This window comes from Enterobacter sp. V87_3, assembly GCF_029967835.1.
Classification (GTDB): Bacteria; Pseudomonadota; Gammaproteobacteria; order Enterobacterales; family Enterobacteriaceae; genus Enterobacter; species Enterobacter cancerogenus.
In genome coordinates, this window is sequence record NZ_JASCAM010000010.1 from 324,877 (window position 1) to 338,630 (window position 13,754).

Genomic DNA, 13,754 nt, shown 5'->3' on the forward strand with positions numbered 1-13,754 from the left:
AGGAGAGCCGGATAATGGCCGACAACACCGTTAATTCGCCAGCACCAGGGAGCTGGCTTGAACAACGTTTTGCACTGCGGGCGCGGGGCAGCACCGTGCGCACCGAGTGTCTGGCGGGGATCACCGGTTTTCTGGCCGCTGCCTATCTGCTGGTGGTGATACCGGGGCTGCTGGCCGTGGGCGGTATGGACAAGGGAGCCGCCACAACCGGCACCATTCTGGTCTTCGTCGCGGGCACGTTGCTGATGGCTTTCTATGCCAATCTGCCGTTTATCGTCGGGCCAGGTATTGGTGGTTCCGTGCTGGTCGGCGTGACCCTGGCGGGAAGCGAAGGCATTGGCTGGCAAATTGGCCTGGGTATCGCCTGCTGGTCGGGGATCCTGTTTTTCCTGCTGACGCGTTTTGGCCTGCGTGAAGTGGTGACCCGCTCCGTTCCCCAGTCAATCAAGCTCGGGCTGACGGCCTCCATTGGGCTGTTCGTCGCCGTGCTGGGGTTCCGCAACGCCGGGCTGGTGCTGGCGAACGCCAAAACCAACGCGCTGATGCTGGGGGATTTTCTCTCTCCCGCCGCGCTGGTCGCCCTGGCGGGCCTGTTTCTGGCTATCGCCCTTCAGGCGCGTCGTATACCGGGGGCGATCCTGTGGGCAATCCTCTTTGCCACGCTGATTGGCATCCCGGCTGGCGTAACAAAGTTGCCCGCGCGTTTTCTCGATCTCCCCCACTCGCTGACCCCGGTGTTGGGGCATATCGATATGCTGGGTGCACTCAACATTGCCTTTCTGCCTTTCCTGTTCGTCTTCTTCGCATCGGAATTTTTCTCCACCATGGGGACCACGCTGGCGGTAGGCGGTGAAGCGGGTCTGCTGGACGAGGAAGGCAACATGCCCCACATCAACCGTCCGTTTATGGTGGATTCGATTGCCGCTGCGATTGGCCCGTGGGTTGGCATTCCTGCGGCGACCGCGCTGATTGAATCTTCAGCGGCTGCCGAAGCCGGGGGCAAAACCGGCATGACGGCACTGGCTGCCGCCGTGATGTTCCTGTTGATGCTGCTCTTTACTCCGGTAGCGCTGATGATCCCGAAAGAAGCCACCGCGCCAGCGCTGATCCTGATTGGCCTGAACATGTTTAGCGGGCTGAGAAAAGTGGATTTGGCGAATTTCACCGACGGCCTGCCGGTGCTGATGATGGTGATGATCACGCTGATTGCCAACAGCTTCGGCACGGGCATTGCGGGAGGATTGCTGTTTTACATCGTGATTAAAGCGATTGCCGGGAAATGGCGTGAAATCCCCGTTGGTCTGTGGATCCTCGCCATTCCCCTAATGTACTACTTTGCGACGCTAGTGAAGCACTAACCTTTGCGCTGCTTACGCTTCGGGGTGTAGCCGTAGTCATACTGGCTATACCCCTCGCTGTAATACAGCGCAGCGGATTTAATAATATCGTTCAGGATAATACCGCTGACGCCCACGCCAGATTGCTGCAGGCGTTTTAAGCTGTTCTCGATCTCTTTCACGCTGGTTTTGGCATAACGGGATACCAGAAGTGTAATTCCCGCCGTTTGCGCAGCCAGGGAAGCGTCGGTAACGGCCAGCACCGGCGGCGTATCAATCACAACCAGATCGTAGCGCTCGTTGGCCCATGCCATCAGCGCTCTGAAGCGTTCATTCATCAGCAGCTCCGCCGGATGGATCGGCGTAGGTCCGCTGGTCATCACGTCGATTCCCGCTTTCTCGAAACGCTGAATCGCCTGCACGCCGTCGCATTTTCCTTCAAGCACGCTCGACAGCCCGCAGTCGTTATTCAGGCCAAAGATTTTATGAACGTAGCCCTCACGCATATCCGCATCGATAAAAAGCACCTTTTGTCCCGACTGGGCGGCAATGGCCGACAGTGAGGTACTGACCAGGGTTTTCCCGCAGTCCTGAGTCGGGCCAGAGAACATCACAATGCGGTTTGCAGCATCCATCATTGTAAAGTACAGGCTGGTACGCAGGCCCCTCACCGCTTCGACGTAGCTGTCTGCGGGACGGTCTACCGGCAAAAACGGCACGTTCGAGGTGGTGTGCCGCCAGCGTGAGGCAAACAAACTTTTGCTGCGCAGGTGCGTTTTCTTCCAGAGCCAAACCGAGCGCGGAAGCGTAGCCAGAACCGGAACGCCCAGCGGCTCCAGCTGTTCCGAACTCATGATGCCGCGTTTTAGCGCCACGCTGGCGATGACGTAGCCCAGTGAAAGGGCCAGCCCCGCCACAAACCCGAGTACGATAATCAGCGCTTTTTTAGGTTTGATCGGCTCAGGCTGGGTTTCAGCCTGATCGATGATACGCACGTTACCAATCGCGCTGGAACGCGAGATATTCAGCTCCTGCTGGCGCGTCAGCAGCTGGAGATAGATGGTGCGTCCGGATTCAACGTCACGGCTCAGACGCAAGATCTCCTGCTGCGTGGTGGGCATGGTTGAGACGCGGTGGTTAAGCCGACTGCGTTCGTTCTCCAGGGTCTGCCGCTTTTCCCGCAGCGCGCGATAGGTCGGGTGATCTTTCTTAAACAGCTGCGAGATCTCCGCCTCGCGGAAGGTCAGTTCGTTAAGTTGATTTTCAACGTTGACCACCTGATCGAGAATCGACTTCGCTTCCAGCGTCAGGTCGACGGAATCCCGCTGTTTACGATACGCATTAAGCCGTTCTTCGGCCTCATCCAGCTCGCCGCTGATTTTAGGCAGCTGGCGCTCCAAAAACGCCAGACTGCGGGTGTCCTGGGCTTCCTGACGCGCAATATTCTGCTTCAGAAAATTGCTGGTGATGCCGTTGAGCACCTTCGTAATTTTCTGCGGATCTTTGCCGGTCAACGTTAACGCCAGCATACCGCTCTGTTTGGCCATTTCTTTGACCGTAAAGCTTTTGCTTAACGCGTTGATCGCCTCAAGCTTCGTGAGTGTTTTCAGCGTGAATTCGGTCCCCACCTCTGCGTCAATCGACTGGACATGAAGATAGACGCCCGCTTTCGCAAGCGGCTTGCCAACCGCGCCTTGCGCGTGAAAATTGTCGCCATCCAGAGAATACTGCCCCTGCGCCTGTACGGTGAGCACCAGCGTCTGGGGTTTACCGTCTTGATGAGGGATCTGCAGCCAGCCGAGCTGAATATCACCCGGCTTGCGTCCCTGAATGCGCTCCCATAAACGCCCGATCACCGGGTAAACGCGCTGATGAACCTGCTGGGTCAGCCCGAGATTTTCCACCGTTTCACCAAGGATCATGCGCGACTTGAGCAGCAATATTTCCGGCGTGGCATCAGGTAACAGACCAGAATCAAGCTGGCCTAAGTTTTTAAGCAGCCCGTTTTCCTGTTTGGATTCAATCTGTACCAGCGCATCCGCCTGGTAGACCGGTGTGGTAAAGAAAGCCCACGCGCCTGCCAAAAGGGTAAACAGGAGCGTGATGCAGACGATCTTAACGCGATGATCGATCGCTTCGCCGAGCAGTCGAACGAAATCAACTTCACTGGCTTGAGGTGCGGTTGCACCATAGTTGTCTGTGCTGTAAGACGTCATTAATGCGTTATTCCTTTTTGACCCAAACGGCGAGCCCACTCCCGGCTGGCTTTTCCTAACTGCTCGAAAACATATTCAAATGCTGCATAGCTTTTACGGTACGGGTCAGGAATGCTCTGCGATTCCAGCCATTGCCCAAACAGCAGCGATTTCCCGCGAATTTCAGGCGCAATGGCGGAAATAAAGTGAAGATGTTCCGGCTCCATCACCAGAATCAGATCGGCTTTTTGCATCAGGCCTGGCGTTAGCTTGCGCGCTCTGTGGTCGTCAAGAGAGATCCCATGACGTAATGCCACATACTGCGCGCCTTCGTCCGCCGGCGATCCTTCCATCCCCCACACGCCAGCAGAGGAGATCTGCTTGCCGGGCAACTGCTGGCGCAACAGCCGCTCCCCAATGGGGGAACGGCAAATGTTGCCGGTGCAAACCACTAATATTGAATTAAACATTATTGCGGCCACGATCTGATGTAACGCACCGTTTCGGTCAGGTCGTGAACGCCGCTGATCGTCGGAACAAGTTGGCTTATCACGCGGTTCCAGCGCGACAGCGGCGCGGTCGTGACGTAGACGATGTCATAGGGTTCAAGCTGGAATTCCGTGCCTAACACCATGGCAGACGCATCCTGTGCATTCAGCTGGTAGATGCTGGCAATTTTGTCCTGCAGGCCTTTCTTCGCAACGGAACGAATGACAAAGATCCCCGTGGCATCCGCCATATCCTGATTCAGGCCGCCAGCACTGCTCAGCGCTTCGGCAAGCGTCATGCCGCTGCGATCCATTTTGAGGGTGCTTTGCTTAACAACTTCGCCCATCACGAACACTTTCAGGGCGTCATTGCGCGGAATGAAAAGAATGTCGCCGGGATGAAGCAGTTTATTCTGCGTCAGGTCGCCTTTTTGCATCAGCGCATAAAGCGAGAGGCGTGAGTCCTCGCCGTTGTGGGTGAGCACCACGTTTCGCCAGTCCGCATCGACAGACAACCCGCCCGCCGCGTTGACCGCATCCATCACCGTCAAGGGAATGTTGGTGATGGGCTGCTGGCCGGATTTAGCCACTTCGCCGGTGACATACGCTTTTTGCGACCGGAACGCGGCCACGCTGACATCGACCTGCGGGCTTTCAATGACGCTATCCAGCCTGCGGGTAATCGCTTCGCGCACCTCTGCCACGGTTTTTCCCAGCACGTTGAGCTTGCCGACGTAAGGATAGAAAAGCGTACCGTCCGCATTCACCCAGTTACCGGTGTCGCTTGCGCTGCGGTACTGCCCCGCCGGGGTGGTGAGTTCAGGGTGGTCCCACACGGTAACGGTCAAAATGTCACCCGCTCCGATGCGGTATTCCCAGTTTTTGATCTGCTCATCCAGTTTAGGATTCGGCTGAGATTTCGATTCCGCAGGACGCAGTTTTTCGATAATTGAAGGTGTTAGAGGATAGACGTCTATGCGTTTATCTAAATTAGTTTCATCCGAAGATGCGACAATATTTTTTCCGGTCGTGCTGAGATTCTGCCCTGGAGAAAATACGCAACCCGTTAACTGAGATATTGTTAAGAAAATTACAGATAATTTTGTTGTACTTTTCATTTGTATAAATTTTTTATTCATGAACGCGACGGACGCGCATACGGCAACATACTGATGTCACCACATTTTTATTAAAAACTGAATTAAATAAAACAGGTAAAGCATGCGTCATCGAATGGTGAGCAGAATTAACATTGCTACCAAAAATCCGCGAGCAATGATTAAACGGCTCTGCTTTTATTAGCTTAAAACTTCTTTTGATAAAATGCATGCCATATTTATTGTAAAATTATATCTGACATGCATTTTCAGAATTAATTAAAAAAAATATCACAGCAATGAATTAGTCTGAGGTTTTTATATTCACGAAAAATATATCATTAACCTTTTGCCCTACACAAAACCGTCCATTTTTGTTACATTTTTTTTCGAACAACCTCTGCTGGGGTACTTAAAATAGGCTATCTGCCACACTGTCAACGCAACAGCAGGCTGTGAGTATCAGTAACGGTATAACTGGAGAAAAAATGGCTAAGCATAAATGGCTGCTTCTGGGTGTAATGATGTCTCTGGCGGGTGCAGCGTCCGCGGCTCCGCAAACAGCGTCTGCGCCTTCTGGCATCAAGGCCTATGAAGAGCAAGAGTTCATCGCCGATTTCACAAAGTTCAAAATTGGCGATACGGCACCTGCGATGTATCAAACGCCAGAATACACGATCAAGCAGTATCAGCTCCGTAACCTTCCGGCGCCGGATGCTGGCACACACTGGACTTACATGGGCGAGAATTACGTCCTGATTGGCGATGCCGATGGCAAGATCTACAAAGCGTACAACGGCGATATCTTCTATCACCGCTAATCCCGTTTTCGTCCGTCCGTGGCAGGAAAGCGATCGTCCTTTCCTGCGCACGCTGTTTCTTCATGCCCGGCGCGAGGCCTGGCCCTGGCTGAACAGTGAAGACTGGCAGCTGGAGGATTTTGACGCGGCCACCCGCGACGAGCAAATCTGGGTGGCGGTGCAAAACGGCCATCGCGTGGGGTTTGCCTCCGTCTGGCCTAACGATAACTTCCTGCACAACCTGTTCGTCGGCCCGGAGTATCAGGGACTTGGGGTTGGCAGCGTATTGCTGGAGCAGGTGCAACAGACCTTCACCAGCACTGGCGCACTGAAGTGTCTGGTCAAGAATGAACGGGCGGTTGCGTTTTACCAGCGTCACGGCTGGCACATCGAGGCGACGGGAGATTCGCCGGAAGGCGAGTATTATTTGATGCACTATCGGCATGGTTAAGTCAGGTGGCGCTTCGCGTACCTGACTTACAAAACCGTATTTCACAGGCCGGGGAAGGCGAAGCCATCACCCGGCACTCAACGCAGAAGAATTACACCGCGCGGAAGGCGATTTCGCTGGGAATGATTTCGCCCTGCCAGTAGAGTTGCGCCGCAACGCGCCCCGCCAGTTGACGATACATCTCGGCAAATTCACTGTCCGGACGGCTCACCACCGTCGGTTTTCCGCTATCCAGATCTTCACGCAGGGTAATGTGCAGCGGCATCTGACCCAACAACTGAGTGTGATACTGCGCGGCCAGTTTCTCTGCACCACCGGTGCCGAAAATAGGCTCATGATGCCCGCAGTTGCTGCAGATATGCATGCTCATGTTCTCGACAATGCCCAGCACCGGCACGTCAACTTTCTCAAACATCACGATGCCTTTTTTGGCGTCGATCAGGGCAATATCCTGCGGCGTGGTCACAACCACTGCCCCCGTCACGGGAATGTTCTGCGCCAGCGTCAGTTGAATATCACCGGTGCCCGGCGGCATATCCAGCACCAGGTAATCCAGATCCGGCCACATCGTTTCCTGCAGCATTTGCAGCAGCGCTTTGCTGGCCATCGGGCCACGCCAGACCATCGCGTTATCGTCTGTAACCAGATAACCGATAGAGTTGGTTGCCAGACCGTGCGCCATAATCGGTGCCATGTGGGTGCCGTCCGGCGAGGTTGGACGCTGGTTTTCTGCGCCCAGCATAGCCGGGATGGACGGACCGTAAATATCCGCATCCAGAATACCGACTTTCGCCCCTTCGGCAGCCAGCGCCAGCGCCAGGTTGACCGCGGTGGAGGACTTACCTACCCCGCCCTTACCAGAGCTGACGGCAATGATATTTTTGACGCCGTTAATGCCCGGCTGGTTTTTCACGCGCTTAAGCGTGGCGATGCTGTGGCTCAGCTTCCAGTCAATCGCTTTTGCACCGGTGATGCGCAGCAGTTCGGAACTGGTTTGCTCTTTGAGGACATCAAATGCGCTGGTCCAGACGAACGGCATCTGCAGTTCAATATGCAGCGTGTCGTCCAGCCATGCGACGTGGTGAAGCGCTTTCAGCGTGGTGAGATTGTGCTTCAGGGTTGGATGCTGAAAATTAGCCAGCGTCCCGGCGACCATTGCTCGTAAGGCTTCCGGTGATTTGGCCTGGGATTGAGAACTCATCCCGACTCCTTTGTTCTTGTGAATAAGACCTTAGATGACAAGTTTACCTGAAAGGCCGTGGTTTGTGCTTACTTAATAATGCCCCTTTTGGTAATATCAAAAACCCTTTTCACAGTTAAAAGAAGTAATGACTACTATGACTCAAGTCGCGAAAAAAATTCTGGTAACGTGCGCACTGCCGTACGCCAACGGCTCAATCCACCTCGGCCACATGCTGGAGCATATCCAGGCTGATGTCTGGGTCCGTTACCAGCGAATGCGCGGCAACGAGGTCAACTTCATCTGTGCAGACGACGCCCACGGCACGCCGATCATGCTGAAAGCGCAGCAGCTCGGCATCAGCCCGGAGCAGATGATCGGTGAAATGAGTCAGGAGCACCAGACGGATTTCGCCGGTTTTGACATCAGCTATGACAACTACCACTCGACGCACAGCGACGAGAACCGCGAGCTGTCTGAGCTTATCTACACCCGACTGAAAGAGAACGGTTTTATCAAAAACCGCACCATTTCTCAGCTTTACGATCCGGAAAAAGGCATGTTCCTGCCGGACCGTTTCGTCAAAGGCACCTGCCCGAAATGTAAATCCCCGGATCAGTACGGCGATAACTGCGAAGTGTGCGGCGCGACCTACAGCCCGACCGAGCTTATCGAGCCGAAATCCGTGGTGTCCGGCGCAACGCCTGTGATGCGCGACTCTGAGCACTTCTTCTTCGATCTGCCGTCGTTTAGCGAAATGCTGCAGGCGTGGACCCGCAGCGGTGCGCTGCAGGAGCAGGTCGCCAATAAAATGCAGGAGTGGTTCGAATCCGGTCTGCAGCAGTGGGATATCTCCCGCGATGCACCTTACTTCGGCTTCGAAATCCCGAACGCGCCGGGCAAATATTTCTACGTCTGGCTGGATGCGCCTATCGGCTACATGGGCTCGTTCAAGAACCTGTGCGACAAACGCGGCGACACCACCAGCTTTGACGAATACTGGAAGAAAGATTCCGACGCCGAGCTGTACCACTTCATCGGCAAAGATATCGTTTACTTCCACAGCCTGTTCTGGCCAGCGATGCTGGAAGGCAGCAACTTCCGCAAGCCAACCAACCTGTTCGTGCACGGCTATGTGACGGTGAACGGCGCGAAGATGTCTAAATCCCGCGGCACCTTTATTAAAGCCAGCACCTGGCTGAACCACTTCGACGCGGACAGCCTGCGCTACTACTACACCGCGAAGCTCTCTTCACGTATCGACGATATCGACCTGAACCTCGAAGATTTCGTCCAGCGCGTTAACGCGGACATCGTCAACAAGGTGGTGAACCTGGCCTCCCGTAATGCGGGCTTTATCGCCAAGCGTTTTGACGGCGTGCTGTCTGCCGAACTGGCCGATCCTGAGCTGTACAAAACCTTCACCGACGCCGCAGCTGCGATTGGCGACGCCTGGGAAAGCCGTGAATTCGGTAAAGCGATTCGTGAAATCATGGCGCTGGCTGACGTGGCTAACCGCTACGTTGACGAGCAGGCACCGTGGGTTGTTGCTAAACAGGAAGGCCGCGATGCGGACCTTCAGGCTATCTGCACCATGGGCCTGAATATGTTCCGCGTGCTGATGACCTGGCTCAAGCCGGTTCTGCCGCAGCTCTCTGGGCGTGCTGAAGCATTCCTGAACACCGAGCTGACCTGGGATGCCATCCAGCAACCGCTGCTCGGCCACAAGGTCAACACCTTCAAGGCGCTGTATAACCGCATCGAAATGAAGCAGGTGGAAGCCCTCGTCGAGGCCTCCAAAGAAGAGGTGAAGGCTGCCGCTGCGCCGGTAACCGGCCCGCTGGCAGACGATCCGATTCAGGAGACTATTACCTTTGATGATTTCGCCAAAGTCGACCTGCGCGTGGCGCTGATTGAAAACGCGGAATTCGTCGAAGGCTCTGACAAGCTGCTGCGCCTGACGCTGGATCTGGGTGGCGAGAAGCGTAACGTCTTCTCCGGCATCCGTTCTGCCTATCCCGATCCGCAGGTGCTGATTGGTCGCCAGACGGTGATGGTTGCGAACCTTGCGCCGCGCAAAATGCGCTTCGGCATCTCTGAAGGGATGGTGATGGCGGCAGGTCCTGGCGGGAAAGATATCTTCCTGTTAAGCCCTGACGAAGGCGCGAAGCCGGGTCAGCAGGTGAAATAACAAAAAAGCCGGAGTTGATCTCCGGCTTTTTTTTGCAACGTGTTTTCTCCCTCTGGGAGAGGGTCGGGGTAAGGGCATCAGGCCGCCACCCGGATAAAATCACGCTTTCGGGTGATGCACCCGGTGGGTCAGCCCGCGCAGGAAGTTACGCAGAAACTGGTCGCCGCACTCGCGGTAGTTTTTATGATCCGGCGCGCGCATCATGGCGGTCACTTCCGGCACCGATACGCGGTATTTTTGCTCGGTCATGATCGCCACAATATCGTCAGTTTTCAGTGAGAAGGCGATACGCAGTTTTTTCAGCACGGTGTTGTTATTCACGCGGCGCTCCAGCGCCAGCTCGGGCGCAGACTCATTTTTGCCGCGCTTGTCGTAAATCAGGCCGTTCAGGAAGCCAGACAGAATAATGTCCGGGCAGCGAACAAAACCCTCTTCATCTTCTTTGGTCATCCAGGTGTCGAAACCTGCCGACGTGGCTTCCATATCGGACAGCGCAAGAATGCGCACCATGTCGTTATTGTTTGCTTTCAGGGTGTAGCGCAGGCTACGAAGAATGTCATTACTAATCATGAGTGCCTTTAACTTTCGATGTTGCAATGGCGCGCAGTGTACCAGTTTTACAGGCCAATCGCTTCTTTCAAACTTTTCAGGTAGCGGCGGCTGACGGGAACCGTTTGTCCGGCCCGCAGCACCAGCTCGGCCTGGCCGTTATCCTCAAGCCGGATCTCCTTGAGATGCGCCATATTAACCAGATACTGTCTGTGACAGCGGATCAGCGGGGTGCGGCTCTCCAGCGTGCGCAGCGTCAGTTCGGTGAACCCTTCGTTGCCCTCGGCGCTGGTGACGTACACGCCGCTCAGCCGGCTGCTGACAAAGGCGACGTCATCCATTTGCAGCAGATAAATTCGGCTGTGTCCGGTGCAGGGGATGAACTTCAGCGGCTGCTGGTTCTCCGGCAGCAGGGTCACATCCTGCACGCCACGCTCCTGGCGCAGGCGGGTCAGCGTCTTTTCCAGACGCTTCTCCTCGATCGGCTTTAGCAGATAATCAAACGCATGTTCTTCAAAGGCTTTCACGGCATATTCATCAAAGGCCGTCAAAAACACGATATAGGGACGGTGCTGGGGATCGAGCATCCCCACCATCTCCAGGCCGCTGATGCGCGGCATCTGGATGTCGAGAAACAGCACGTCCGGGCGCAACTTGTGCACCGCGCCAATCGCCTCGATGGCATTGGCACACTCTCCTACCACCTCAATATCACTGTGCTCCTGCAACAGAACGCCCAGGTTTTCCCGTGCGAGCGGCTCATCATCCACAATCAGCACTCTCAGCATGCGTTTTCCTCCAGCGGCAGTCGTAAGGTAATGCGGGTAAAGTGGTCTGGCTCGCAGGCGACGGTGATCCCGCAGTCGTCACCAAAATGCGCACGCAGGCGTTTATCCACCAGGCTCATGCCCAAACCGCCTGATGCGGTTGGCGCATAAAGCCCGGCGTTATCTTCAATATCCAGCACCAGATGGTGGTTAAACCGGCTGGCAGAAATCGTGATCTCGCCAATCCCCAACAGCTGAGACGTGCCGTGCTTGATGGCATTCTCGACAATAGGCTGCAGGGTAAAGGCCGGAAGGTGCTGGTACGCCAGCTCATCCGGCACCGACAGCGACACCTGCAGGCGAGACTGAAAACGCGCCTGCTCAATTTGCAGATAGGCGTTAACGTGCTCGACTTCATCCGCGAGGGTGACAATTTCCGACGGACGCTTGAGGTTCTTGCGGAAAAACGTCGACAGGAACTGCACCAGCTGGGCCGCCTGATTGCTGTCACGGCGAATGACCGCCTTCAGCGTGTTGAGCGCGTTAAACAGGAAATGCGGGTTGACCTGAGCGTGCAGGAGTTTGATCTCTGACTGCGTCAGCAGCGCTTTTTGCCGTTCATACTGTCCGGCCAGAATCTGGGCCGACAGCAGCTGGGCGATCCCCTCCCCCAGCGTGCGGTTGATCGAGCTGAACAGGCGGTTCTTCGCTTCATAAAGCTTGATGGTGCCCATCACCCGCTGATTTTCACCGCGCAGCGGAATGACCAGCGTAGAGCCGAGCTTGCACTGCGGATGCAGGGAGCAGCGGTACGGCACTTCGTTGCCGTCGGCGTAGACCACTTCACCGGTCTCGATGGCGCGCAGGGTGTACGCGGAAGAGATCGGTCTGCCCGGCAGATGGTGGTCGTCCCCGGTGCCGGTAAAGGCCAATAGCCGTTCACGGTCGGTAATCGCGACCGCGCCGATATCCAGTTCCTGATAAAGAACCTGCGCCACCTTCATGCTGTTTTCTTCGTTAAAGCCCTGGCGCAGGATCCCTTCGGTCGACGCGGCGACTTTTAACGCCGTTGCGGAGAAGGCCGAAGTGTATTTCTCAAACATCGCGCGCTTGTCGAGCAGAATACGCATAAACAGCGCGGCCCCGACGGTGTTGGTCACCATCATCGGTGCGGCAATGCTGCTCACCAGATGCAGCGCGTCTTCGTAGGGCCGGGCGATCAGCAAAATAATCGCCATCTGCGCCATCTCCGCCACGAAGGTAATCGCCCCGGCGGTGATCGGGCTAAAGACTTTATCCGGGCGTCCGCGTTTGATCATGTAGCTGTGCACCAGGCCACCGAGCAGCCCTTCAACAATGGTCGAGATCATGCAGCTTAGCGCCGTCATGCCGCCCATTGAGTAGCGATGCAATCCGCCGGTTAACCCAACCAGCCCGCCCACGACCGGACCACCGAGCAGACCGCCCATGACCGCGCCGATGGCGCGCGTGTTGGCAATGGAGTCTTCAATGTGCAGCCCGAAATAGGTGCCCATGATGCAAAAAATGGAGAAGGTGACGTAGCAAAGCAGCTTGTGCGGGAGACGAACGGTCACTTGCATCAGCGGGATGAACAGGCGCGTTTTACTCATCAGCCAGGCGATGACAAGAAACACACACATCTGCTGAAGCAGCAGCAGCACCAGATTGAACTCGTACATACGCAGGGACCGCACATTTCAAAAACGCGTAACATACACTGATGGCGGTAAACTTTCTTTGAAGTATTCCAAAAAAGCCGCATTTCGTGTTCGCTGTCACACCTTTTGCCGAATATCACCCATAACGGGCATTATTCGTTCAAAAAAACGACAATTCTTCCTGGTTCGCCAAACTGGGTCTACAGTTAAGCTGGGAACGCGCAAGCCGGGGGCAACTATGGCGCTTTACACGATAGGTGAAGTGGCACTCCTTTGTGATATCAATCCCGTCACGCTGCGCGCGTGGCAGCGACGTTATGGATTACTGAAGCCGCAGCGAACCGACGGCGGTCATCGTCTGTTCAATGAGGCAGACATCGACCGCATCCGCGAGATCAAAGGCTGGATCGACAATGGCGTGCAGGTGGGCAAAGTCAAAGATCTGCTCAGCCAGGACGACCCGGACACCCAGCATCTCTGGCGCGAGCATCAGGAAACGCTGTTGCGGCTTCTGCAGGCGGGCAACCTTCAGCGCCTGCGTGCCTGGATTAAAGAGCAGGGGCGCGATTATCCCGCCCGGACCTTGATCACCCACCTTTTCATCCCGCTGCGCCGACGGCTGCAGTGTCAGCAAACCACCCTGCAGGCGCTGCTCAGCATGCTGGACGGGGTACTCATCAACTACATCGCCGTCTTTCTTGCATCGGCCAGAAACAAGGGTGGAAAAGATGCGCTGGTTGTCGGCTGGAACGTTCACGATACCACCCGGCTATGGCTGGAAGCCTGGATCGCCACCCAGCGGGGCTGGCGTGTGGACGTACTGGCACATTCCCTCCCCCAGCTTCGCCCCGACCTTTTCGACGGACAAACCCTGCTGGTGTGGTGCGGCGAAGTGCCAACCGCCTCGCAGCAGCAGCTGCTCACGGAGTGGCGTGAGCATGGCTACCCCGTTTACCCGCTTGGTCCAAATGAGCCTTAACGACATTTAATGGTTCATTAACAGCTGCGCTTCACCGTATA

General features: G+C 55.7%; 12 protein-coding genes. 5 read left to right on the forward strand and 7 right to left on the reverse strand.

Features of this window, described 5'->3' with window-relative positions:
* Positions 1-14 precede the first annotated feature (14 nt).
* Positions 15-1,358, forward strand: a complete 1,344-nt coding sequence (locus QLG21_RS02230) for an NCS2 family permease (RefSeq protein WP_282483806.1) — start codon at positions 15-17, stop codon at positions 1,356-1,358.
* On the opposite strand, the gene QLG21_RS02235 is transcribed toward QLG21_RS02230, so the two are convergent.
* From QLG21_RS02235 to QLG21_RS02245, 3 genes are read right to left on the reverse strand one after another with little or no spacing between them, the layout of a single operon-like run.
* Positions 1,355-3,553 (reverse strand): polysaccharide biosynthesis tyrosine autokinase, encoded by a 2,199-nt coding sequence (locus tag QLG21_RS02235; protein WP_282483807.1) that lies wholly within the window; start codon positions 3,551-3,553, stop codon positions 1,355-1,357. The genes QLG21_RS02230 and QLG21_RS02235 overlap by 4 nt on opposite strands.
* Positions 3,553-4,002, reverse strand: a complete 450-nt coding sequence (locus QLG21_RS02240) for a protein-tyrosine-phosphatase (protein ID WP_006176381.1) — start codon at positions 4,000-4,002, stop codon at positions 3,553-3,555. The genes QLG21_RS02235 and QLG21_RS02240 overlap by 1 nt, the downstream gene beginning before the upstream one ends.
* A complete protein-coding gene (locus tag QLG21_RS02245) occupies positions 4,002-5,138 on the reverse strand; it encodes a polysaccharide export protein (protein WP_282483808.1) in 1,137 nt (378 codons plus the stop codon). The genes QLG21_RS02240 and QLG21_RS02245 overlap by 1 nt, the downstream gene beginning before the upstream one ends.
* Before the next feature lie 467 nt (positions 5,139-5,605).
* On the opposite strand from QLG21_RS02245, the gene QLG21_RS02250 reads away from it, so the two are divergent.
* Both QLG21_RS02250 and QLG21_RS02255 read left to right on the forward strand, forming a co-directional pair.
* Entirely contained in the window at positions 5,606-5,938 is a 333-nt protein-coding gene (locus tag QLG21_RS02250; RefSeq protein ID WP_006176384.1) for an RcnB family protein, read from the forward strand.
* Positions 5,889-6,368 carry a GNAT family N-acetyltransferase gene (locus QLG21_RS02255; protein WP_282483809.1) on the forward strand — a complete coding sequence of 160 codons (480 nt, stop codon included), beginning with the start codon at positions 5,889-5,891 and terminating at the stop codon, positions 6,366-6,368. The genes QLG21_RS02250 and QLG21_RS02255 overlap by 50 nt, the downstream gene beginning before the upstream one ends.
* 91 nt (positions 6,369-6,459) lie before the next feature.
* Here QLG21_RS02255 and apbC read toward each other — a convergent pair whose 3' ends face one another.
* Positions 6,460-7,569 (reverse strand): iron-sulfur cluster carrier protein ApbC, encoded by a 1,110-nt coding sequence (apbC, locus tag QLG21_RS02260; RefSeq protein WP_282483810.1) that lies wholly within the window; start codon positions 7,567-7,569, stop codon positions 6,460-6,462.
* Between the two features lie 136 nt (positions 7,570-7,705).
* On the opposite strand from apbC, the gene metG reads away from it, so the two are divergent.
* A complete protein-coding gene (gene metG, locus QLG21_RS02265) occupies positions 7,706-9,739 on the forward strand; it encodes a methionine--tRNA ligase (protein ID WP_282483811.1) in 2,034 nt (677 codons plus the stop codon).
* A gap of 99 nt (positions 9,740-9,838) precedes the next feature.
* Here metG and QLG21_RS02270 read toward each other — a convergent pair whose 3' ends face one another.
* From QLG21_RS02270 to QLG21_RS02280, 3 genes are read right to left on the reverse strand one after another with little or no spacing between them, the layout of a single operon-like run.
* Positions 9,839-10,309 carry a DUF1456 family protein gene (locus QLG21_RS02270; RefSeq protein WP_282483812.1) on the reverse strand — a complete coding sequence of 157 codons (471 nt, stop codon included), beginning with the start codon at positions 10,307-10,309 and terminating at the stop codon, positions 9,839-9,841.
* Positions 10,310-10,356: 47 nt separating this feature from the next.
* Positions 10,357-11,076, reverse strand: coding sequence for a two-component system response regulator BtsR (btsR, locus tag QLG21_RS02275; protein ID WP_006176389.1), 720 nt, complete (start codon positions 11,074-11,076; stop codon positions 10,357-10,359).
* Positions 11,070-12,755, reverse strand: coding sequence for a sensor histidine kinase (locus QLG21_RS02280; RefSeq protein WP_282483813.1), 1,686 nt, complete (start codon positions 12,753-12,755; stop codon positions 11,070-11,072). The genes btsR and QLG21_RS02280 overlap by 7 nt, the downstream gene beginning before the upstream one ends.
* 217 nt (positions 12,756-12,972) lie before the next feature.
* Here QLG21_RS02280 and mlrA point away from each other — a divergent pair, with 217 nt between their 5' ends.
* Positions 12,973-13,713, forward strand: coding sequence for an HTH-type transcriptional regulator MlrA (mlrA, locus tag QLG21_RS02285; RefSeq protein ID WP_006176391.1), 741 nt, complete (start codon positions 12,973-12,975; stop codon positions 13,711-13,713).
* Positions 13,714-13,754 lie beyond the last annotated feature (41 nt).